This window comes from Tautonia marina, assembly GCF_009177065.1.
GTDB classification, from domain to species: domain Bacteria; phylum Planctomycetota; class Planctomycetia; order Isosphaerales; family Isosphaeraceae; genus Tautonia; species Tautonia marina.
The window spans coordinates 142,487-164,374 of sequence record NZ_WEZF01000014.1 but is presented as its reverse complement, the minus strand read 5'-3'; the positions used below and the strand labels follow the sequence as shown (position 1 = coordinate 164,374).

Here is a 21,888-nt window from a genome sequence, read left to right as displayed (position 1 = left end):
GTCAAGGCGACCGTCCTCACGCCATCATCATGATTCTCGCATCCTTTTCCTCTTTGCGTCTCTGCGCTCGTCTTGCTTCCCCCTCCTTCACAACCCACCTTGAGCCGACCGGGACGAGCGGCAACAATTGGCCGACGTCTCCGGCCCTTCTTGTTGTGGATTCGGACCGATTGTGCCGTGATCAAAATTTTACACGTCATCCCGACTCTTGACCGCTCGGGCGGCGAGAAGCAGATGGTGCTCCTCGCCGCCGGCTTGCCCCGCGACCGCTTCCGCGTGGAGGTGGCGGCGCTGACACGGCTCGGGCCGCTGGAAGCCGATCTGCTCGCCGCGGGGATTCCGGTGCATGCGATCGAGAAGCGCCGCAAGATTGATCCGGGGGCGCTCGGCCGACTGACCCGGTTGATGAAGCTCGGGCGGTTCGACGTGGTGCAGACCTGGATCTTCGCCGCCAACGTCTACGGCCGGATCGCCGCGCAACGGGCCGGGGTGCCGGTGGTCATCACGGCCGAGATGGCGGCCGATCTCTGGAAAACACGAGCGCACTTCTGGATTGATCGCCGTCTGGCCCGCCGTACCGATCGGATCGTCGGCAACTCGCAGGCGGTGGTCGATTTTTACCGGGAGACGGTCGGGATTCCCGCCGATCGCCTGGCCATGATCCCTTCGGGAATTGCCGACGAGGAGCCGCCGAGCGTCGACCCGATCGCCGTGAAGGCCGAGCTGGGCATTCCGGCCGAGGCCCCCCTGCTGCTGTTCGCCGGGCGGCTTTACCCGCAAAAAGGGGTGATCGACCTGCTCAAGGCGGCCGACCTCTTGCAGCACGTCCGGCCGAACCTGACGACGGTCATCGCCGGAGACGGCCCGCTTCGGGAGGAGTTGGAAGGGGTGGCCGATGCCTTCGAGCTGCGATCGACCGGCCGGGTGCGGTTCCTCGGCCACCGAGACGACGTGCCCCGCCTGTTGCTTGCAGCCGATGCGCTCGTCTTGCCGAGCAGCTTCGAAGGGCTGCCCAACGTCGTGCTTGAGGCCATGCGATTTCGGAAACCCGTTGTCGCCACCGCCGCTCCGGGAACGACCGAGGTGGTGGTGGACGGTGAAACCGGCTTGCTCGTTCCGGTCGGGGATGGCACGGCCCTGGCCCGCGCCTTGCTCCGGATCGTCGATGAGCCGGATCTGCGGCAGCGGCTCGGCCAGGCCGGACGCGATCGGGTCGAGGCCCACTTTCGGGCTGCGACCATGATTGACCGCTTCGCCGAGCTCTATGAACAGCTCGCCCAATCCAAAAAAGGGTTCACAAGTTCTTCAGATTCGCTATAACGTGATGGAATCCGCGTTCAGATCATGTCCAGTGTCGCTCCGATTCTTCAGGGGTGGCCGGGGTCGGGGCGAACCCCTCGGACGGTCGGGAAACCGTCGCCGCAACGCCTGGGGTCATCGTGACTCCAACCACCCCTCCGGGAGCATCTCCAAGGTCAACCCGCAGGAGCCTTTGTGAAGGATCAGCCCCCTCGGACACAGGAGACTCAGGTCGAGGGAATCACGGCGGTCGCAGATCGGCCGCCGAGCATGGGATCGATCCGAGAGGTGGTCGAGTCGACCCTCCGGATGAATGAGCGGGTCCACCAGACGATCATGGACTACGCCCTGATCGTGGCCATCGTTTCGTTGCCCCCGACCGTGCCCTGGTTGCAGGAGGTGCAACTGGGTGCCGTGCTGGTGCTCAACCTGGTGATGGTGCGATCGATCGGCGCACGGTGGGGATTCCCGAGGGGCCAGGGACCGCTGGCGAGGGTCTTCCTGGTACTCGGGATCTTCGGGGCGATCCTCTCGATGATCTTCGCCTACCTGCTCGTTTATACGGCCAGCCTGTACGTTCCCTTGATGCTCGGCTGGGCGAAGGCGGCGGGCGGCTTCGCGTTGACCTTCGCCATTGGTCGCACGGCGAACGACTTTTACCTGAGCGCTCGCCGGATTGACCCGAGGCGGATTCACCTGGCCCTGCGCCTTCGCCGCCGGTCGAAGCGGCGTCGAACCGCGGAGGTCGAGTCGACGCCAAAGGAGAACCGGGGATGACCAAGTGGAACCGACGGCGGGCCTTGCTCGCCGGCCTGGGGGCTGGGCTGGGGATCTCCGGGGGGATCGAGTCGTACCGCTACCGGCGGGCCAGGACCGATCCAAACTCCCAGGACGCCCTGGCCGAATACGCCGACGTGGTCGAGGCCGCCTATGCCTCTGAGGCCGCCTGGCAAGAGGAGCTGGGCCGCCTGCTTGACTCCACCGAAACCGAGTTCGAATCTCCCCCGGTTCCCTACGACCGCGACGCCTCGGCCCGATTGATCCGGGCCTGCAAGCTGGCCGTCACCCAGTACCGGACCGCCCTGGACGTGCCGAGCTTCGATGGGGATCTCTCCGAACTCGACGGCTTCCAACGATTCTTTCCCGGCTACAAGAAGGTCGCTACCTTCGAGGCCGAGGAAGAACACCTGGAGCGTTATCTCGAACTGGCCGAACCGACCGAGGCCACCGTCTCCCTGGAGAGCCCCCTGGAACGGGTTCTCCGCCCCGTCCGTCGGACGCTCCGGGAGACGGTCCCCCGCATCATCCGCCGTGAATTTCGCCGCCGCGTCTTCTTCGGGTTCGTGCTCACGTCGGAGCGCGATCACATCATGGTCTTCCGCGGCACCCAGACCCAGGCGGAGTGGATCAGCAACCTCCGAAGCTCCCAGACCGAGGCCCGACACCCCGTGACCGGAGCATCGCTGGGCCGGGTTCACTTCGGCTTTGCCAACATCGCCGGCCAGAACCTCCGGACCTGGGCCGGAGACGGCGGCCCGATCCGGACCCCCGCCGAGGTGGCCGCCGAGCTTGACCCATCGAAACCCTGCTACATCACCGGGCACAGCCTCGGCGCCGCCCTGGCCACCCTGACAGCGATCGACGTGGCCGCGCGGGTCGATCGCCCGACCGACTGGCTCCGGCTCTACACCTACGCTGGCCCCCGGGTCGGGGATGCGACCTTCGCCGAGTCCTTCGCGCGGCTCGTTCCCAATGCCTACCGGGTCGCCAACCTCGCCGACACGGTCCCGCTCCTGCCCTCTTCGAAAATGGCCGAGGGGTTCTCCCACGTCGGCGAGCCCTGGACCTTCCTCGCCCAGTTCGGCGACCTCCTACCCAACCACGTGGCCGATACCTACCTCAAGGCCATCGACCTCCACGCCGAGCGCCGCGGCACCCGCCGAGGCATCCGAGCCCCCGGCCCCGCCGCCCTCGGAGACGCAGCATCCTGACGCACCACGATCGCTTCCGAGATCGATCGATCGTGCCAATTCCTCCTGCAAATCATCCCGAGGGACCTCAAACTCAGCCATCGAGCAAGACGGGCCGCACCCAGTCGTCAATCGCACGATCCACGACCGACGCCAGCCCCGCCGAGAGGCCGGTGGCCGTCGAGGCGGCCGAGGTCGGCAAGTTCCCCGTCGCCTTGAGTCGGAAGTACAGCGGGGCCAGCACGGGGACCACACCGGGACCGGTGGGGCCGAAGCTCACGCTGGGCAAGACCGTACCAAGTGTCCCGCTCCGACGCGTCCAGACGCCCGTACTTTGATTGAACAACGCCAGGTCGGGCCGGCCGTCGCGGGTGTAGTCCCCCACCGCCGCAATCTCGCCGGCCACGCCGAACACCACGTCATAGGCATTGGCATACTCTGGCGACAGAGCGAGCGAAGGATAAATGAACCACTGCGCCACCCCGGCGATCTTGTCGCTGTACTGGCGGAACGCCGTGATATCCGCCCGGCCGTCCCCGTTGTAATCGGCCACCGCCGGCTGATCGAGGTTGTTCGCGGCCCCAAACCGGACCGGGAAGGCGCCCACCCGACCGCTGAACGTCGCGTCGTTCGGTCCCGAAGGAAGGATCAACCACTGGGCGGCCCAGGACGGGACGCCATACACGATGTCCTGCGGGGTCGGAATGGGGCGGAAGGAGACGATGTCGGCCCGCCCGTCGCCGTCGTAATCGGCCGGGGCGGGCAAGTCGGCCCCGCCGGGAGCACCAAAGGCCACGGCAAAGGCCCCGACCTTCGTGGTGTACCCCGGATTCGGTTCCGAGGGGAGGATGAACCACTCGGCCGCGCCGGGGGTCAGGTCGCTGTTGGCGCGGAAGGTGGCGATGTCGGTGCGGCCATCGCCGTCGAAGTCGGCCGGTGCGGGACGATCAAGGACCCCCGCGGCACCGAACTCGACCTCGCGACGGAAGTTGCCCGAGCCCGAGAGCAGGATGATCCAGCGGGTCCGGTCCGGAACCAGGCCGCCGGGCCCGTGGGCCAGCGGATCGACCACGGCGACATCGGTCTTGCCGTCACCGTCGAAGTCGCCGGAGATGGGGACGACCTGCGATCCGACGCCCGAGATCGGCACGGCAATGTCGGTCCCGGTGCTGGAGCGTCGGATCAGAAAGCGACCGGAGCTGGTGGCGGCATCGTAGCGGTAGAGCGCCAGATCGGTCCGCCCATCGCCATCATAGTCTCCTTCGACCGCGAAGGGGGTGCTGGTGTTGAGCCTCGCCAGCACGGGCATGACTCCACCGGTCGGCGTGTCGGTGCTTGCCCAACCCGCCAGCACGACCTTGTTGCCGGGCAACACCGCCAGGGCGGTTGCGTCGTCGATCATCGTGTCACCGAGGTTGATCGCGATCGTCTGCTTGCCGGTGCCGTTGAAGGTCGGGTCGAGGGCGCCGTCGGGGCGGAGCCGGGCGATGGCGAACTCGAAATCGTACTGGCCCGCGAAGTCACTTTCCGCAAAGCCGGCCACGAGGATACGGTCTCCCTGCATCGCCACGGCCCGAGCCTTGTCAACATTCCCACCGCCGAGATTGAAGGCGACCGTCTGCTTGCCGTCGCCGCTGAAGTTCGGGTCCAGCGTTCCGTTGCTGTTCAGGCGGACGATGCCGAAATCATCGGCGCCGGCGGTTCCGGTCCCGACCACCCCGACCACGACGATCTTGCCATCGGGCTGGACCACCACGTCCTCGGCCTGATCGTTTCCCGGCCCGCTCACGTCGAAGGGGACCACCTGCTTCCCATCGCCGCTGAAGCTCGTGTCGAGCGTCCCATCGGGATTGATCCGCGCGATGGCGAAGTCGGGACCGGTGAAGGGGGACGCATAGCCGACCACAACGATTTTGCCGTCCTCTTGCAGCGCCACCCCTGTGGCCTCATCTTTGTTGTAGACGCCGGGAGGATCGAACGAGATGGTGATCCGGCCCGCCCCCACGGGGAAGGAGAAGGAACCGTCGAGCTTGCCGTCGGGATTGATCCGCGCGATGGCGAAGTCGGTCCCACCGCCCAGGACCTGGGCCGAACCGACGACGACGATCTTCCCGTCGGGCTGAACCACCACGTCGTAGGCCACGTCGGCGTTGTCCTGACCCAGGTCGAAGGCCACCCAGCGCCGGCCGGGGAAAGGCCCCAGTGCGTCGAAGGTGGTGTCGATCGTGCCGTCGGGGTTCAGCCGGGCGACCCCGAAGTCGGTATCGCTGCCGCCGTACTGGCCGGCGACGGCACCGGCGACGACAATTTTGCCGTCGGGCGCCAGGGCGATCGCCAAGGCGAAGTCGTGGTTGTTCCCACCGTAATCGAAGGGGATGGTCACCTTGCCCGAGCCGCCGCCGAAGGTCGTGTCGAGGCGGCCGTCGGCCAGGGTCCGGGCCACAACGAAGTCGTAATTGTCTCCCACGAGGATCGAGCCGACGATGAGGATCTTCCCGTCCGGTTGCACCACCATGTCCATCGCCGCGCCAACGGCCAGGCCAAACGGTGTCGCCACCTTGCCGCCGGGTTCGAACATCGGGTCGAGCGTCCCGTTCGAATTAAGCCGGGCCAGACCGAAGCTCCAGTGCGGCGGTCCCTCCGGACGTTCGGCCCCCCCGACGACCACAATCTTGCCGTCGGGCTGGACCGCCACGGCCTGGGCGAAGTCAATATCGAGCATGCCCTGATCGAAGGGAATCGTCACCTTGCCGTCACCGCTGAAGCTCGTGTCGAGCGTACCATTGACGTTCAGACGAGCCACGGCGAAATCGGAGTTTCCACCCGGCAGCACGGCGGTGCCGACGAGAACGAGCTTCCCGTCAGACTGAATCGCCAGGTCACTCCCCTGGTCGGACATGGCGCCGCCGATGTCGAAGGCGACCATCGCCTTGCCATCGCCGCTGAAGCTGCTGTCGAGCGAGCCGTTGGGGTTCAGCCGGGCGACCCCGAAGTCGCGGTCGCCCGGGAGCGCCCGATCGACCGACCCGACCACGACGATCTTGCCGTCGGCCTGCAAGGCGACGCCGAAGGCCTCGTCGGCATTGTTGGAGCCCTGGTCGAAGGCGACCGTCTGGCGGCCGTCGCCGTCGAAGGTGCTGTCGAACATGCCGTCGGGGTTCAATCGGGCGATGGCGAAATCGCTGCCGGTATCGCGTTCAGCCGTGCCGACGATCACGATCCGATTGTCCGCTTGAATCACCACGTCCCACGCAGCGTCCGCTCGACTGCCACCGAGGTCGAAGAAGGCCGTCTGCTTGCCGTCGCCGCTGAAGGTGCTGTCGAGCGAGCCGCTCGGATTCAGCCGGGCGATGGCGAAGTCGGTGTCGCCGCCCCCGAAATCGGCCGATCCCACGAGGACGATCTTCCCGTCGGCCTGAAGCGCGACGGCATGGGCATAGTCGGCATTGTCGCCACCGAGATCATAACCAAACGTCCGCCTGCCGTCGCCATCGAACGAGGTGTCGAGCGAGCCGTTCGGGTTCAGTCGGGTGATGGCAAATTCGAAATTGCCACCGCCCCCGGCCTCTGCATAACCGGCGACGACGATCTTCCCGTCGGGCTGGATCACCACGCCAGTCGCCTGGTCGTAGTCGTTCCCTCCCAGGTTGAAGCCGATCGAGGCGACGCCATCACCGCTGAACGTGGGATCGAGCGAACCATCGGGGTTGTATCGCGCCACGCCGAAATCCCCCGTCGACGCGTACGCGAAGTTCCCCACGGCCACGATCTTCCCGTCGGCTTGAATGGCCACGTCGTTGGCCTCACCCCGGGCCAGCTCGTAGGGGACCGTGGCCTTGCCGCCGAGACCGAAGGTCGGATCAAGCGACGCGTTGAGCAGGGTGCGGTCTTCCAGCGGAAGCAACCGTGGCCAGTTCTTGTGTGATCGAATGTTCCTCCAGCGATTGCTACCCGCCCGAGGAATCCGGCTTCCCTCAATAAGAAATCGCGATAATATCATCTGAAACCCCTTATGTTTTTTCGATCAAATGGGGTCGATCCGTGAGCCTCCTTCAACACACATTCGCAACGCTCCTAACCCAACACCAGCGGATTCACCCACTCCTCGATCGCTCGATCCACCACCGACGCCAGGCCGTCCGACGTCTGAAGGGCCGCCGTGACGGGGAGGGGGATGTTGCTCGTGGCGAGCAGGCGGAAGAACAAGGGCGCCAGCACTGGCACGACCCGCGGCCCCGTCGAGCCAAACGTGATGCTCGGCAGCAGCATCCCGGTCGTCCCCGACCGCAATCGCCACACCCCCGTCGTTCGGTTGTGCAGCACCAGGTCGGGCCGCCCGTCCCGCGTGACGTCTCCGACCGCCGCAATTTCCCCGGCCACGCCGAAGGTCACATCGTAGCCGCCGATCCGCCCGCTGAACGTCGCGTCGTTCGGAATCGAGGGGAGGATGAACCACTGGGCCGACCCCGGCACGAGGTCGCTGTTCGAGCGGAAGGCGGCGATGTCGGCACGCCGGTCGCCGTCGAAGTCGGCCGGCACGGGCTGGTCGCGGTTGCTCGCAGCGCCGAACTCGACCCGGAAGCCGCCGATCCGCCCGCTGAAGGTCGCGTCGTTCGGCCCCGAGGGAAGCACAAACCATTGCGCGACCTCTCGCACACCTCGGGCCACATCCTGCGGCGTGGGGATCGGTCGGAACGCGGCGATGTCGGCCTTCCCGTCGCCGTCGAAGTCGGCCGGGGCGGGCAGGTCGGCCCCGCCGGGGGCACCAAAGGCCACGCGGAAGGCACCATTGCGGGTCGGGTACCCACCGGGGTTCGGGATCGAGGGGAGAATAAACCACTCGGCCGCGCCGGGGGTTAGGTCGCTGTTGGCCCGGAAGGTGGCGATGTCGGTGATGCCGTCGCCGTCGAAGTCGGCCGGAGCGGGACGGTCGAGCGTGCCGGTGGCCCCGAAGGCCACCTCACGCCGCAGACCTCCCGAGCCCGAGAGCAGAATCACCCAGGTCGAGGCACCAGGGGTGATCGAGCCGAGCGGATCGACCACCGCGACGTCTGTCTTGCCGTCGCCATCGAAGTCCCCCGCGACCGGAATCACGCGAGGGCCGACACCGGCGATCGGAATCATGATCGCGGCGCTGGAGGAGCGGCGGATTTCGAAGAGGCCCCGATTCGTGGCGGCATCGTGATGGTAGAGAGCCAGGTCGGTCCGGCCGTCGCCGTCGTAGTCTCCCTCGACCTGACCGGCCGGTGTGAGCAAGCGGACCATGGTCGGAATCGTTCCCCCGACCGGGGAATCGGTCGCCGAGGTCCCCGCCACCAGCAGGCGGTTGCTCGAGAGGGCCGCGACGGCGACCGCTGCGTCGGTGTTGTTGCCTCCCAGGTTCATCGGCACGGTGTACCGACCATTCGGGGCGAAGGAACCATCGAGCGAGCCGTCGAGCCGAAGCCGGGCAATGGCGATGTCGGGGCCACCGGGGCTCGCCACCTCGGCGACGCCGGCCATGACGATCCGATTGTCCCGAACGATCACGCTCGAAGGCCGATCGGCGTTCGAGCCGCCCAGGTTGAAGCGTACGGTCTGCTTGCCGTCGCCGCTGAACGTCGGGTCGAGCGAGCCGTTGCTGAGATTCAGCCGGGCGATGGCGAAGTCGATGTCGCCGGTGGCGTTCATCGAGGCATCGCCGACGACGAGGATCTTGCCGTCGGGCTGCAGCGCCAGGGCCCGGGCATGGTCGGCGTTCGGGCCGCCCAGGTTGAAGGAGATGGTCCGCTTCCCGTCGCCGTCGAACGTTGTGTCGAGGCGGCCGTCTGTCAGGACCCGGGCGACCCCGAAGTCGTAGTTGCCGCCTCCCCGATCGACGGAGCCGGCCAGCAAGATCTTGCCGTCGGGCTGCAGCGCCAGGGCCCGGCAGCGATCCGCGTTGGTGCCGCCGCCGGCGAAGTCGACAAACTGCACACCTCGGACAGTCCCGGTGGAATTGAAGGTCGTGTCGAGCAACTGGCCATTGGGGTTGAGCCGAAGCACGGTGAAATCCACGCGTACAGCGTTGTCGACGGTCCCTCCAACGAGGATGTGGCCGCTGCTCTGGATCGCAACGGCGAAGGCCTCGTCCCGGCTCGGCGAGGCCATGTCGTCGAACGGAATGATCCGCCGACCGGCGCCGACGAAGCCAAAGTCCGGGTCGAGGTCGCCGTTCGGCAGGAGCCGCGCAATGGCCATGTCGGTGGCCGTGGCGACCCCGGTATCGGCGCTGCCGACCACAACGATCTTCCCGTCCGACTGGATCGCGACGCCATTGGCGCGATCGGCGTTGGTCCCGCCCCGGTCGAACGGAATCGTGACCACGCCGGTCCCGCCGAAGGAGGTGTCGAGCGTGCCGTTGGCCCAGACGCGAGCGACGGCGAAGTCCATGTTCCCGTCGTGGATCACGCTTCCCGCGAGGATCGCCTTGCCGTCGGGCTGCATCACCATGCTGGACGCAACCCCATTGCTGAAGCCGTACGACTCGGCCATGCGACCTGTCGTTCCGAACGTCGTGTCGATCGTGCCGTTGGCGTTCAGCCGGGTCAGGGCGACCGGATCGAACATCATGGCGACGAAGATCTTGAACGCCTGACCGACCACCACGATCCGACCGTCAGGCTGAATCGCGACCGCGTTCGCGGTGTCAAGATTGCTGCCGCCGAGATTGAAGCCGACCGTCTGCCGGCCGAAGGTCGCTCCGATCGGGTTGAAGGTGGAGTCGATCGCCCCCGCCGCGGTCAATCGGGCCACACCGAAGTCGAATCCGTCCGAGGGGGTCGCAACCTGCCCCACGAGCAAGATCGCTCCGTCGCTCTGCACGGCCAACGCATTGCAGACATCCGCGCCTCCCGCGACCTGATCAAAGGCGACCATCGCCTTGCCATCGCCGCTGAAGCCGGGATCGAGCGTGCCGTTCGACAGAAGCCGGGCAGCGGCGAAATCCCTGTTCCCCCCAGCCCGAGCCGCCGTTCCGCCGAGCACGATTGTGCTTCCGTGAACCGCCAGATCGCTGAGCTTGTCGGTCAGGGGGCCGCCGAGCAGGTTGAAGGCGACCGTCTGCGTGCCGGGATAAGGCCCCGAAGCCTGAAAGGTGGCGGTGTCGACCGTGCCGTTCGTGTTCAGCCGCACCACGCCGAAGTCGTAGTCTGTGTCCGACATCTGCACGGTGGCCCCCACCACCAGCTTCTGATCGGCCTGGATCGCGATGGCCTCTCCGGTGTCGAGGCGATTGCCGACCGGCCCGCGGTTGAACGAGTACCAGGTTCGACCCACCAGGCCCCTCGGGTTGAAGTCGGGGTCGAGGTCCCCGTTCGACCTGAGCCGGGCGACTCCAACGTCGGTGTCTCCCCCGGCCGCGCGATCGACCGTGCCCGCCACGACAATCCGACCGCTCCCGTCGATCAGCACGTCGTTGGCCAGGTCCGAGTCCGAGCCACCGAGGTTAAAGGAGACCAACTGCCGGCCGTCGCCGCTAAAGCTGGTATCGAGGGTGCCGTTGGCATTGAGCCGGACGATCCCAAAGTCGTAATCCCCTGCCGCCTGCTGGACCGAGCCGACGACCACGATCTTGCCGTCGCTTTGCAGGGTCACGCCCTGGGCCACTTCGCGGCTCGTGCCTCCCGGAAAGAAGGAGACCGAGGCGATGCCATCGCCGCTAAACGTCGGGTCGAGGTGCCCGCTGGCCGTGTAGCGCGCGATGAGAAAATCGGCATTTCCAGGCCCCGGAAAGCCCCCGAACTCACCCACGACCACGATCTTCCCGTCGGCTTGAATCGCGGTATCGTACCCCCCCGCCTCAGCGAGGTCGAAGGGGACCGTGGCCTTGCCGCCGACACCGAAACTTGTGTCGAGGAACGCCGCCAGCAGCGTGCGAGCTTCCAGCCGGTCGATCACTAGCCGCCGTTTGGACCACCGCCGAGGAATCACATCATGATCCCCCCGACAAGTCGCCCACCGAAACCAGCCGAGTCGTTGAGGGTGTCGCATTGTCCGATCCTCCCAGGAAGACGCGGGCTGGGTCTCATTCCCAGACCGCAACAGGGAGGGGCCGCGGGTCGTCTCGACGATCGGAACGTCCCGGAGCAGACAGGCGGGCAGGCGGAGGCGAGCCCATTCCATGAACAAAGGCCGAGCCGCGCCATCATCATCTGGCACGACCCGGCCTTCTCGACCGCCGGGGCCCGTCCATCAAGAACGGTCCCATACGCTTATCATTAGAACTCTCCGATCAATTCCCCGTCAATCCCCAATCCGGCCAGGGGAACATTTTCGCTCAAGTTTGACGGCGATTTTACCGAGAGCCAATCTCTCACAGGACTTGCGTTGACAGACCCTTGGCGTCTCGGTACTGTCCGCGCCGCAATCGGTTCGTGAGGCGCCATCGCGCGAAACGGGCCGAGGAAGTGATCGGGAAGGCAGCGAGGTCCGGGGCCTCAGTCTTCCGAACGATCCACGGAACATCCCCACGCCCCGGAGCCATGAGGACGGCGAGCGATCGCACGGAGGAGCCATGCGTCGATCAAAGTCGATGAGCCCGAAGGTCGAGGGACTGGAGTCCTTGGTCTTTCTGTCAGTCACCCTGCCCACCTCGACGGTGGCCGATGTGTCCGCCCAGAGCGGACTCGTCACCACGACCACAACCGAGGCACCGCCGGAAACGGTGACCGGAAGCGTTGATCCGGCCGCGCAGAGCGGACTGGTGACCACCGCCCAGACCCCGCCGCAAACCGTGACCGGAACGAACAACCCGGCCGCGCAGAGCGGGCAGGCGTGGACCTTGCAGGGGAGGCCGGGGGTCGGGAATACGGCCCGACCGGTCGCTCCGCAGTTCGCCCGACCGATTGCCTCGGGCGAGAGCGGGCCGATTGCTCGGCCGTTCGCGGCTCCCAATGCGCGGCCGTTCGCGGCCCCCAATGCGCGGCCGAACGCCGGCCCGGCGATCGATCTGGAGAACCTCGACCTGTCGAGCACGATGCGCGGCAACTACCGCCTCCAGATCGCTCCGGACGGCTCCAGCGGGTCGTTCCAGCTTCAAGGGATCGGCCAGGTCCGTGGGATCGGCCCCGCCCGCATCAATGCCGACTACGTGGCCAATGCCTCGTCCTCTCCCGAGAACCTGACGCTGACCGTCACCACCCGGCGCGGCACCATGACCTTGCAGGCCGGCCGGGCCCCGGGCGATGCCGACCCCGATGCCTCGACCGCCCGGCTTCGTTACCAGGTCGTCGATGCCACCGGCGCGCTGGCCGGCGCTCAGGGGTCGGGCGTCGTCGATATGACGCTCCGCCCCCAGATGCGAACCATGGGAGCCAGCGGTCAAATGACGATGGCCTTCCGGCCCGACGTGGCCTGATCGCGCGATCGATCTGATCACCGATCCCGGCAGCCGTCGGCCCCGGTTTGATCCCGAACGGCTTGCCGGATCAGTGTCAGGGTCGGGCCTTTGCTCACGAGGGAGAGGGGAGGTTTCTGGCCCCTCTCCCTCGTTGCACTGTGGTAGACGTGAGGTTTCTGGCTTCTGTGGGTGGGTGTGCGGCATGGGTCGTGGCGCGAGGCAAGGGCGAATCGCCTCGTCCTCGGGGATGGTCCCGGCAGTGATCGCGGGGGTTCTGTGATTGCGGTCTCGGGGAGGCTGCGAGGCCGGATCGGCGATCGAAATCTCTGTTGAAATCAAGAGTTGTGTCGCGCAATCGAATGCCTCGCCTTGCGATCAAGACGCGCGACGGCAAGAGGTCCGACCCCGCGCCGAGCCGGGAGCGTTGCCACTGGCCAGGGAGGGCGCGAAGGCGATTCGGTTCCGCTCAGGCAACGCCGTGGCACACGACCTGCGATCCACACTTCTGAAGACTCCGACTCTGGTTGCCTGACAGGCAACTCGATCGGATCACGGCAAAATTGCGGGAATCCCTTCTTTCCGACCCGAACCTTCGTGGCTTAGATTCAAAGGAGTGCGAGTTGGACCGGGGGCGCGTGTCCAAACCCTTCGATCGGCCGTTCCCAGGCCGCTGCCGAGCCCCCTTGGTTTCTCTTTCCTTTGCATCTTGCTTCACGAGGCAACCATGATGACCCACGTCGCGACGATGGCTTTGGTGGGCCTGATCCTTGCACCGCTCGGGGCTCCCCAGGAGACCGATGGCGACGCTCCGAAGAAGCTCGCGGAACAGTTCGACGCGGCCTTCAACCAGGCAGACGCCAAGGCCGTGGCCGCCCTGTTTGCCGCAGAAGCCGAGCTGGTGGACGAGGCCGGCAACCTCTACCGAGGTCAGGACGCGATTACCGAGATCCTCGGCCGCTTCTTTGAGGAGTTCCCCGAGGCGAAGCTGGTCCGGGAGGTCGAGGAATTTCGCCTCGTTGGCCCATCGCTCGCCATCGAGGACGGCGTGACCATCACCACCACCTCCGACCAGGCCAGCGCCCGCAACCGCTATCTTGCCGTGCTCATCAAGACGGGCGACGGCTGGAAGATTGCCAGCATGAGGCAGACCGCCGAGGAGCCCTTGCCGACCGCTCACGACTTTCTCGAACCGATCGCCTGGCTCGTCGGCGACTGGGTCAGCGAAGGAGCCGATCAGAACGTCTCGGTCTCGTTCGCCTGGTCCGACGACGGCAACTTCCTCGTCGGCGGCTACACGATCGAGCAAGATGGCGAGACTCTCATCAAGACCAATCAGCGGATCGGATGGGACGCCGCACAGGGGATCATCCGCTCGTGGAACTTCGACAGCGACGGCGGATTTTCCGAAGGGCGATGGTCGACCGACGGCTCGGCCTGGGTCGTCAAGAGCGAGATCGTCTTGCCGGAAGGCGTCACCGGATCGGCAACCTTTTACCTGACTCCCATCGATGAGAACCGCTTCCTCTGGAGCTCGCTCGACCGCGTGATTGCCGGGGTCGTGCAGCCGGATGTTGAGGTGACCATCGTGCGACAACCTCCCGCCCCCAAGGAATAAGACATCGCGGAATGCGAATCGGAACCGGTTTGGTTTACCGGTTCCGATTCCAGACGAAGCCTTTGCCGCTCCGGCTGTTCCGAGCGTAACCGGACAGCCGGGGAGGCTGACCTTCGAGACCGATTTCGTCAACGGATTGCTGCTCGACTCCTCAACTCAGCACTCAGGCGGACGACGTGATCTCTCCCACGGCCCCTCGATAATTCGGACGACGCACCCATGACCACCACTCCCCGACGGTTCCCGGCCGTGGCCATCGCGATCCTCGCCACGCTCATGGCCTTCTGGCCCGATTCTCTGGCCTTTGCTCAGCGTCGCGGCGGCGGAGGAGGCGGCCGCCCTTCGATCGGGGCCGGTCGCGCTGGTGGCGGTGCGCGGCCCTCAATGGGCGCCGGCCGCCCCACCGGAGGCGCCCGCCCCTCGTTGGGCGCTGCGCGTCCGGGGGGCAGTGCGCGCCCCTCAATGGGCGCCGCCGGTGGCGCACGCCCCAACATCTCCGCAGCGCGTCCGACCACCCGCCCGAGCACGCCCAGCGCGCGACCCAACCTGCCCACAACACGGCCCGGCTCGATTCAGAACCGACCGACCACGCCGAACCTGAACCGGCCGAGCGGGGGGATCGGTTCCACCCGACCCTCCACCCCGAACCTGTCGCGGCCCTCGGCCCCAGGCGCGGGCGGCGGTGCCACCCGACCTTCATTGCCGAATCTGAACCGGCCGACCTCTCCCGGCGCCGGGGGAGCGACGACCCGTCCCTCGTTGCCGAACCTCGCAGGGGGTGGGAATCGCCCCAGCCTTGGGAATCGGCCCGGCGGCGGGGGATTCACCCCTCCCTCGACGCTCCCGGGTCGGCCTGGCGGCAGCACGCTTCCGTCGATTCCCGGCCTTGGCAGCGGCGATCGACCCGGCGGCGGGGGCGTCACCCGTCCCTCGCTCCCCAACATCTCCGGCGGCGATCGACCCACCACGCTCCCCAGTCGCCCGGGCGGCGGCATCACCACCCTGCCGGGACGCCCGGGCGGTGGCGATCGGCCCACCACCCTGCCGGGACGACCCGGAGGTAACCGCCCCGGCTCGGGGATCGGCACCACCCGACCTACTCCCGGCCTTCCGGGCCGTCCCGGCGGCGATCGACCTACCACGTTGCCAGGCCGCCCCGGCGGCGATCGACCCACCACGTTGCCAGGTCGACCCGGTGGTGATCGGCCGACAACCCTCCCCGGTCGGCCCGGCGGCGATCGGCCGACAACCCTCCCCAGTCGCCCCGGCTTCGATCGGCCCACCACCCTGCCGGGACGGCCCGGCGGTGGCGATCGGCCCACCTTGCCGGGACGGCCTGGCGGCGGCGATCGGCCTACCACCCTCCCTGGACGGCCTGGCTTCGACCGGCCCACCACCCTGCCGGGACGGCCTGGCGGCGGCGATCGGCCCATCATCGGAGGAAACCGGCCGGGACGGCCTGGAGGTGGCGATCGTCCCATCATCGGGGGAAACCGACCGGGACGGCCCGGTGGCGGCATTACGACCTTGCCCGAATACATCGGCGGGGGCGATCGTCCCATCTTCGGCGGCGGTGATCGACCGATTATCGGCGGGGGCAACCGACCGAATATTGGTTCGGGAAACATCAACAACATCATCAACAATAACCAAAACTGGCTCAATCAGAACAACATCAACTGGAATAACAACAACATCAACGTCAACCGTCCCGGATGGGGATGGGGAGGCGGCGGTGGTTGGGGAAGCCCCGGTTGGGGATGGGGCGGCAGCGGCTGGGGGAGCCCCGGATGGGGATGGGGCGCGAACCAGTGGGCCGGCGCCTGGTACAACCGCTATGTCCCGCCGGTCTACCACGGCTGGTATCACGGCTGCTGGAACAACTCGTGGGCCAATGCCTGGTCGATCCCCCTGGCCTTCGGCACCAGCATGTGGGCCTTGAACAGCCTGTCGTCGTGGACCTCCGGCTACTACAGCGCGTCGTATCTGAACCCGTACTATGTCGCGCCGGTCGCCACCGTTCCGGTCTACGACTACTCCCAGCCGATCGTCGTGCAAACCTACCTGACGGCCGATCCCGGCCAGGCGCCCGCCGACGCCGCCCCGGCCGAACCGCAACTGACGCCCGAACAGCAGCAGGCCTATCAGCTCTTTGACCAGGCCCGCGCCGCCTTCGCCAACAACGACAACGGACGGGCTCTGAGCCTGATTGAAGAGGCCCTCCGGCTGACGCCCGGCGATCCGATCATGCACGAGTTCCGCGCCCTCTGCCTCTTTGCTCTGGGCGATTACCGCAACGCCGCCGCCGTGCTGAACGCCCTGCTCGCGGTCGCTCCCGGCTGGGACTGGACCACCATGAGCAGCCTTTACAAGAACACGACGTACTACACCGATCAGCTTCGCAACCTTGAGTCCTATTGCCGACAGAACCCCAACGACCCGGCCTCGCACTTCGTCCTGGCCTATCACTACCTGATTCTCGGCCACGACGACTCGGCGGTCCGAGCCCTTCAGGTCGTCACCACCCAGCAGCCGGAAGACGTGGTCGCCTCTCGGATGCTCGAAGCCCTGACCGGCCCCGCCGAGCCCCCCGCGAGCAGCCCCCCCACCCCGGCCGCAGCCCCCGCACCGGGCGCAGCTCCCGCGCCGGCCGCCGAACCCGCCCCCGCCGAGGCCGAGGCCGAGGCCGACGCCGAGGCGGAGGCCGACGCCGACGCCCCCGCCACCGACCTCGTCGGCCAATGGCGGGCCGAGCCGAACGATCAGGTCCGCTTCGAGCTGACCATCGACGAGGAAGGGAATTTCTCCTGGGTCGTGACGCCGAAGCAGGGCGAGGCCACCACTCTGACCGGCCCCTACGGAATCGACGGAGACACCTTGATCCTCCGCAGCGAGGAGCAAGGCGACCTCATCGGCCAGGCCATCTCCGGCGGTCCCGACCGCTTTACCTTCCGGCCGATCGGCGCTCCGCCGAACGATCCGGGCCTGATCTTCGACCGCGTTGCAGGCGACGCGGCCCCGTAAGCTGCCCCTCGTCCTGGTTCGAGGTTTCGGAGCCCCCGGCGGATGTGCCGTCGCGGGGCTCCGTTCTCGTTGCTGCAGGCCCAAGCGAGGCACGTCATGACCGATCCCGCCATCGCTCCGATCGTCACGGCTCGGCTTCGCCTCGGACGCCCTTCCTGGTCCGATTTAGATGATTATATCCGCATGAATTCCGATCCCGTCGTCATGGCCACGCTCAAGGGTGTACGATCGCGTGAGGAGACCGAGGCGATCTTCGGGCGCCTGATGGACCACTGGAATCGGTTCGGCTTCGGCTGGTACACGATCCGAGACCGCTCCTCGGGCCGATTCATTGGCCGAGGGGGCTTGCGGCACGTCGTCATCGCCGGGCTCGATGAGGTCGAGATCGGCTACGCCTTCCTCCCCTTTTACTGGGGGCGCGGCCTGGCCACCGAGCTGGCTCGCCGCTGCGTCGAGGTCGGCTTCGAAACCCTCACCCTCCCGTCCCTCGTCTGCTTCACCCAGCCGACGAACCTCGCCTCGCGCCGCGTCATGGAAAAGGCCGGGTTCACCTTTGAATGCGACACCGAGTACGCCGACCTTCCTCACGTCCTCTACCGCCTGACAGCCGAATGCTGGAGGTCGATGTCCGAGCAGAAGGTCAATCCGCCGAGCCCATGAACGCCTCGGCCCCGATCCGACGCCCCAGGGCACGTTCCCAGACCCTTGCCCAGGGCCCCAGTCACTCTTGTTATCTCCCACGTTTGTTCAAAATGTGCTTGGCAACGAGCGATCCTGGTCATTACCGTGACCGAAGTGAGAAGCGTGATCGACGCCTTCGCCCCGCCTCAATCGGATCAAGACGAGCAGCGCCGATGACCACACGATCGGAGCCCCGAAGCCGGTGCCCCGGCCCTCGAATTTCGCGGCGGGCCTTGTTGCGCACGGGGGGGCTGGGAGGTCTGGGATTGCTTGGCCTGATGCGGGCGGCTCAGGCGTCGGGCGGTCGATCGACCGCGCCGGGCGATCCGCCGCCGATCCGGGCCTGCATCCTGGTCTTCTACTACGGCGGCCCAAGCCACTTCGAAACCTTCGACCCGAAGCCCGAGGCCCCGCTCGAAGTCCGGGGCGAATTCCGGCCGATCGCCACCTCGGCCCCCGGCGTGTTCGTCTCCGAGCTTCAACCGAAGATGGCGACGGTCATGCACAAGGTCGCCCTGATTCGGAGCATGACCCACGGCAACCGCCTGCACGATTCGGCCTCGATGGAGACCCTCACCGGCCGACCCGCTCCGCAAGGAGACCAGGAACTCTTTTCCCCCGAGCCGCAGTTCTACCCCAGCTTCGGCGGCGCCTTGAGCTACCTGCGACGCGGCGAGAACCTGGCCGTTCCTCATGCCGCCTTGCCGTTTGCCTTTCACAACGTGGTGGATGTGCCGTGCCAGGGGGGCGGGTTCCTCGGCTCGGCGTATGACCCGTTCCAGGTCCTCGTCGACATGGCCGATCGGTCGTACCAGGCCGCATTGCTCAGGACCCCGGCCGATCTTCCTCCGGCGCGTCGGGGGCGTCGCCGGGCCTTGCTCGACGCGATGGAAGGGGCGACCCTCCGCGGCGAGCCGCGCGCCATGGCCGATTCGTACGAACGCGCCTATCGCTTGCTCGCCTCCGAGCAGGTCCGCAAGGCGCTGGAGATCGACCGGGAGGACCCGAAACTCCGCGACCGCTACGGCTACGACCATCCCCCGGCGAGCGTCGGTGCGGGCGGTGGGGGCGGCAACGGGGCCGAGCTGGGCATCGCCCGAGAGATGCGCGGGCAAAACCTTTTGATGGCGCGTCGCCTGGTCGAGGCCGGGGTGCCCTTCGTCAACGTGTACGACTTCCGTCAGCAAGGCCAGAACTGGGACGCCCACTTCAAGGTCTTCGACCAGCACCGCGACCACCTCGTGCCCGTGGCCGATCAGTCGCTGGCCGCTTTGATCGAGGATCTCGACGCCCGAGGCTTGCTCGACTCGACCCTCGTCGTCGCCCTCGGCGAGTTCGGCCGCACCCCCCGAATCAACAACGACGCCGGTCGCGACCACTGGCCCGACTGCTATAGCGCCGTCCTGGCCGGAGGCGGGGTCAAGGGGGGCTTCGTCCTGGGTTCGAGCGACCGCATGGGGGCCTATCCCGCCTCCGATCCCGTCACCCCGGCCGACCTGGCCGCCACCATCTACTGGCGATTCGGCTTCGACCCGAGCCTCGAACTCCACGACACGACCGACCGACCCCACCCGCTCGCCACCGGCCGACCCGTTCGCACTCTGTTTGCGTGAAGGCCGCCTCGGCTCAGGACCGGGCCAGCAGCTCGCCGAAGCGGCCGATGGCGTCGGTCCAGGCGGCCGAGTCACTTGGTTCGTAAGTGGTCACGGGGAACGACCCGGCGACCACCTCGCGCAGGTCGGCCAGCGAGCCGATCCGCCCTCGGGCGCGGGCCTGCATGAGCAGGTTGCCAATCGCCGTGGCCTCGACCGGCCCGGCCAGCACGGGGCGGCCGGTGGCGTCGGCCGTGAACTGGTTGAGCAGGGCGTTGCGGGCACCGCCGCCGACAATGTGAATCGTCTTGATCGGCGTGCCGGTGATCTCCTCCAGGCGCTCGACGACCCAGCGATAGGTCAACGCCAGGCTCTCCAGCGCACAGCGGACGAATGCCCCTTCATCCTCAGGGACCGGCTGGCCGGTGTCTCGGCAGAAGGCGGCGATCCGCGCCGGCATGTCGCCGGGAGGCAGGAACGACGGGTGATCGGGGTTCACCAGCGACCGGAACGCCGGGGCCGCCTCGGCTTGCGGAATCAGGTCTTCATACGAATATTCCCGACCCGATCGCGCCCAGGTCCGTCGGCACTCCTGCACGAGCCAGAGGCCCATGATGTTCTTCAAGAGGCGAGAGGTTCCATCGACCCCGCCCTCGTTGGTGAAGTTGTACCGATAGGTCTCCGCGGTGATGATCGGCCGGGCGACCTCAACCCCCATCAGCGACCACGTTCCCGAGCTGAGGTAGCACCAGTCCGGGGGCGATCCGGGCCCTTTGCCGGCGGCAGGCACGGCCACGACGGCGCTTCCCGTGTCGTGCGTCGCGGGAACGATGACCGAGGTGTTCGGGTCCAGGCCGGTCTCATCGGCCACGTCGCGGCGAACGGTTCCCAGCACGCTCCCCGGCGCGATCAGTTCAGGAAGAATTTGCCGAGGGAGGCCGAGTGCATTGCACAGTTCGTCCGACCAGGCCCCGGCGTTGGCGTCGAGCAACTGCGTGGTCGAGGCGTCGGTCAGCTCTCCCGCGCGGCGGCCGGTCAGGAGCCAGCCGAGCAGGTCGGGCATCATCAGCATCGTTTCGGCCGCGTCGAGCAGGGGAGAGCCGGCTTGCTTCATCGCCAGCAGTTGAAAGGCCGTGTTGAACGGCAGAAACTGCAAGCCGGTGATCTCGTAAATCCGTTCCCGCGGGATCATCGAGCAGGCCAGGTCGATCATCCCCTCCGTCCGGGAGTCTCGGTAGTGAACCGGGTTGCCGAGAATCGTGTCGCCTCGGCCAATCAGTCCGAAGTCAACGCCCCAGGTATCGAGCCCGATCCCCTCGGGCTTTGCTCCGCCGGAGGCCGCCTTGCGCAGGGCGACCTTGATCTCGTCGAACAGCCGGGGGAGGTCCCAGTGCAGGGTATTGAGCATCCGGACCGGGCCATTCGGGAAGCGGTGGATCTCCTCAAGCGTCAGGTGTCGGCCATCGAAGCGTCCGAGCAATCCTCGGCCGCTCTCGGCGCCGAGGTCGAGGGCCAGATAATAGCTGGTGGTCGCCATCGGGTCGGGGGCTCCCCGTCGGTCGAAAAAGAAGGTCGTCGCGCGGGAATCGACCGGCATCGGGTCCGATCTCTTGTCCTTTGCCTCGCACGGTGGCCATCTTACGGGCAGCAGCGGGCCGGAGCAACGACACGCCACACTCTCGGCCCCCCCTTGCATTCCCTCTCCCGGAGCACCCTCTCATGACTGCCGAGGCCATCACCTGGCGATGGTGCCCCTTTGCAGAGCTTTCGATCGAGGATCTGTACGAGGTCATGGCCCTTCGCCAACGTGTGTTCGTCCTGGAACAGGCCTGCCCCTATGTCGATGCCGATGGGCTCGACCCGATCGCCTGGCACCTGCTGGGCTGGCAACTCGGCCCGACGGGGCGTCGGCTCATTGCCTCGGCTCGGGTCTTCGAGCGCCGACCGGGAGCCAACGCCGACGCCGACACCGAAGCTTCGATCGGCCGGATCGTGGTCGAGCGATCAAGCCGGGGCAGGGGGGTCGGTCGCCTCTTGATGGCCGAGGCCATCGAACGCTGTCGGCAGCTCGCGCCGGATCGAGCGATCCGCATTCACGCTCAAAGCTATCTGCAACGATTTTACGAAGGGTTCGGTTTCCGTCCGGTCACCGCGCCGTACCTGTTCGATGGCATCGTGCACCTGGACATGGTCCGGGCCGTCGGGGGGATGCCCGTCTCCCCTTGAGCGATGACGCCGGAAAACGCAGTCGCATGCCCTGACGCGATCAGGCCCGCGTTTACGAATTCCTGTTGACTGCACACGCGTTTCTCTTGCGAGGCGAGGGCGAAGTTCTTTACGATCAAGGTA

The 21,888-nt window shown here is 66.9% G+C and carries 12 protein-coding genes; 9 read left to right on the top strand and 3 right to left on the bottom strand.

The genetic code is table 11. The features are described 5' to 3' along the window. Positions 1 to 177 precede the first annotated feature (177 nt). From GA615_RS17560 to GA615_RS17550, 3 genes are all read left to right on the top strand, one after another. A complete protein-coding gene (locus tag GA615_RS17560; RefSeq protein ID WP_152052619.1) occupies positions 178 to 1,320 on the top strand; it encodes a glycosyltransferase in 1,143 nt (380 codons plus the stop codon). A gap of 174 nt (positions 1,321 to 1,494) precedes the next feature. Beyond that, positions 1,495 to 2,076 carry a hypothetical protein gene (locus GA615_RS17555; RefSeq protein WP_152052618.1) on the top strand — a complete coding sequence of 194 codons (582 nt, stop codon included), beginning with the start codon at positions 1,495 to 1,497 and terminating at the stop codon, positions 2,074 to 2,076. Beyond that, entirely contained in the window at positions 2,073 to 3,290 is a 1,218-nt protein-coding gene (locus GA615_RS17550) for a lipase family protein (RefSeq protein WP_152052617.1), read from the top strand. The genes GA615_RS17555 and GA615_RS17550 overlap by 4 nt, the downstream gene beginning before the upstream one ends. 73 nt (positions 3,291 to 3,363) lie before the next feature. Here GA615_RS17550 and GA615_RS17545 read toward each other — a convergent pair whose 3' ends face one another. Both GA615_RS17545 and GA615_RS17540 read right to left on the bottom strand, forming a co-directional pair. Next, positions 3,364 to 7,269, bottom strand: a complete 3,906-nt coding sequence (locus GA615_RS17545; RefSeq protein ID WP_152052616.1) for an FG-GAP-like repeat-containing protein — start codon at positions 7,267 to 7,269, stop codon at positions 3,364 to 3,366. A gap of 74 nt (positions 7,270 to 7,343) precedes the next feature. Beyond that, the gene (locus tag GA615_RS17540) at positions 7,344 to 11,279 is read right to left on the bottom strand and encodes an FG-GAP-like repeat-containing protein (RefSeq protein WP_152052615.1); all 3,936 of its coding nucleotides are present in this window, start codon (positions 11,277 to 11,279) and stop codon (positions 7,344 to 7,346) included. A gap of 523 nt (positions 11,280 to 11,802) precedes the next feature. Between GA615_RS17540 and GA615_RS17530 the strand changes: the two genes are divergently transcribed. The 5 genes from GA615_RS17530 (at position 11,803) to GA615_RS17500 (ending at position 19,560) form a co-directional block, all read left to right on the top strand. After that, complete coding sequence (locus GA615_RS17530) at positions 11,803 to 12,645, top strand: hypothetical protein (protein WP_152052613.1); 843 nt, start codon at positions 11,803 to 11,805, stop codon at positions 12,643 to 12,645. A gap of 706 nt (positions 12,646 to 13,351) precedes the next feature. Next, positions 13,352 to 14,242 carry an SgcJ/EcaC family oxidoreductase gene (locus tag GA615_RS17525; protein ID WP_152052612.1) on the top strand — a complete coding sequence of 297 codons (891 nt, stop codon included), beginning with the start codon at positions 13,352 to 13,354 and terminating at the stop codon, positions 14,240 to 14,242. A gap of 219 nt (positions 14,243 to 14,461) precedes the next feature. Then, positions 14,462 to 17,266 carry a tetratricopeptide repeat protein gene (locus GA615_RS27560; protein WP_161602405.1) on the top strand — a complete coding sequence of 935 codons (2,805 nt, stop codon included), beginning with the start codon at positions 14,462 to 14,464 and terminating at the stop codon, positions 17,264 to 17,266. Positions 17,267 to 17,362: 96 nt separating this feature from the next. Further along, on the top strand, positions 17,363 to 17,926 hold the full coding sequence (locus GA615_RS17505; protein ID WP_161602404.1) for a GNAT family N-acetyltransferase: 564 nt from the start codon (positions 17,363 to 17,365) through the stop codon (positions 17,924 to 17,926). Between the two features lie 194 nt (positions 17,927 to 18,120). Next, a complete protein-coding gene (locus GA615_RS17500; protein ID WP_152052610.1) occupies positions 18,121 to 19,560 on the top strand; it encodes a DUF1501 domain-containing protein in 1,440 nt (479 codons plus the stop codon). Positions 19,561 to 19,573: 13 nt separating this feature from the next. Here GA615_RS17500 and GA615_RS17495 read toward each other — a convergent pair whose 3' ends face one another. After that, complete coding sequence (locus GA615_RS17495) at positions 19,574 to 21,136, bottom strand: rhamnulokinase (protein WP_235905524.1); 1,563 nt, start codon at positions 21,134 to 21,136, stop codon at positions 19,574 to 19,576. Between the two features lie 122 nt (positions 21,137 to 21,258). On the opposite strand from GA615_RS17495, the gene GA615_RS17490 reads away from it, so the two are divergent. Beyond that, the gene (locus GA615_RS17490; protein ID WP_152052609.1) at positions 21,259 to 21,765 is read left to right on the top strand and encodes a GNAT family N-acetyltransferase; all 507 of its coding nucleotides are present in this window, start codon (positions 21,259 to 21,261) and stop codon (positions 21,763 to 21,765) included. Positions 21,766 to 21,888 lie beyond the last annotated feature (123 nt).

Bases quoted from the DNA above. Each gene is read 5' to 3' on its own strand.
- GA615_RS17550 (WP_152052617.1), top strand. From the start codon at position 2,073: ATGACCAAGTGGAACCGACGGCGGGCCTTGCTCGCCGGCCTGGGGGCT.
- GA615_RS17545 (WP_152052616.1), bottom strand. From the start codon at position 7,269: ATGATATTATCGCGATTTCTTATTGAGGGAAGCCGGATTCCTCGGGCG.
- GA615_RS17540 (WP_152052615.1), bottom strand. From the start codon at position 11,279: ATGCGACACCCTCAACGACTCGGCTGGTTTCGGTGGGCGACTTGTCGG.
- GA615_RS17530 (WP_152052613.1), top strand. From the start codon at position 11,803: ATGCGTCGATCAAAGTCGATGAGCCCGAAGGTCGAGGGACTGGAGTCC.
- GA615_RS17525 (WP_152052612.1), top strand. From the start codon at position 13,352: ATGATGACCCACGTCGCGACGATGGCTTTGGTGGGCCTGATCCTTGCA.
- GA615_RS27560 (WP_161602405.1), top strand. From the start codon at position 14,462: ATGACCACCACTCCCCGACGGTTCCCGGCCGTGGCCATCGCGATCCTC.
- GA615_RS17505 (WP_161602404.1), top strand. From the start codon at position 17,363: ATGACCGATCCCGCCATCGCTCCGATCGTCACGGCTCGGCTTCGCCTC.
- GA615_RS17500 (WP_152052610.1), top strand. From the start codon at position 18,121: ATGACCACACGATCGGAGCCCCGAAGCCGGTGCCCCGGCCCTCGAATT.
- GA615_RS17495 (WP_235905524.1), bottom strand. From the start codon at position 21,136: ATGCCGGTCGATTCCCGCGCGACGACCTTCTTTTTCGACCGACGGGGA.
- GA615_RS17490 (WP_152052609.1), top strand. From the start codon at position 21,259: ATGACTGCCGAGGCCATCACCTGGCGATGGTGCCCCTTTGCAGAGCTT.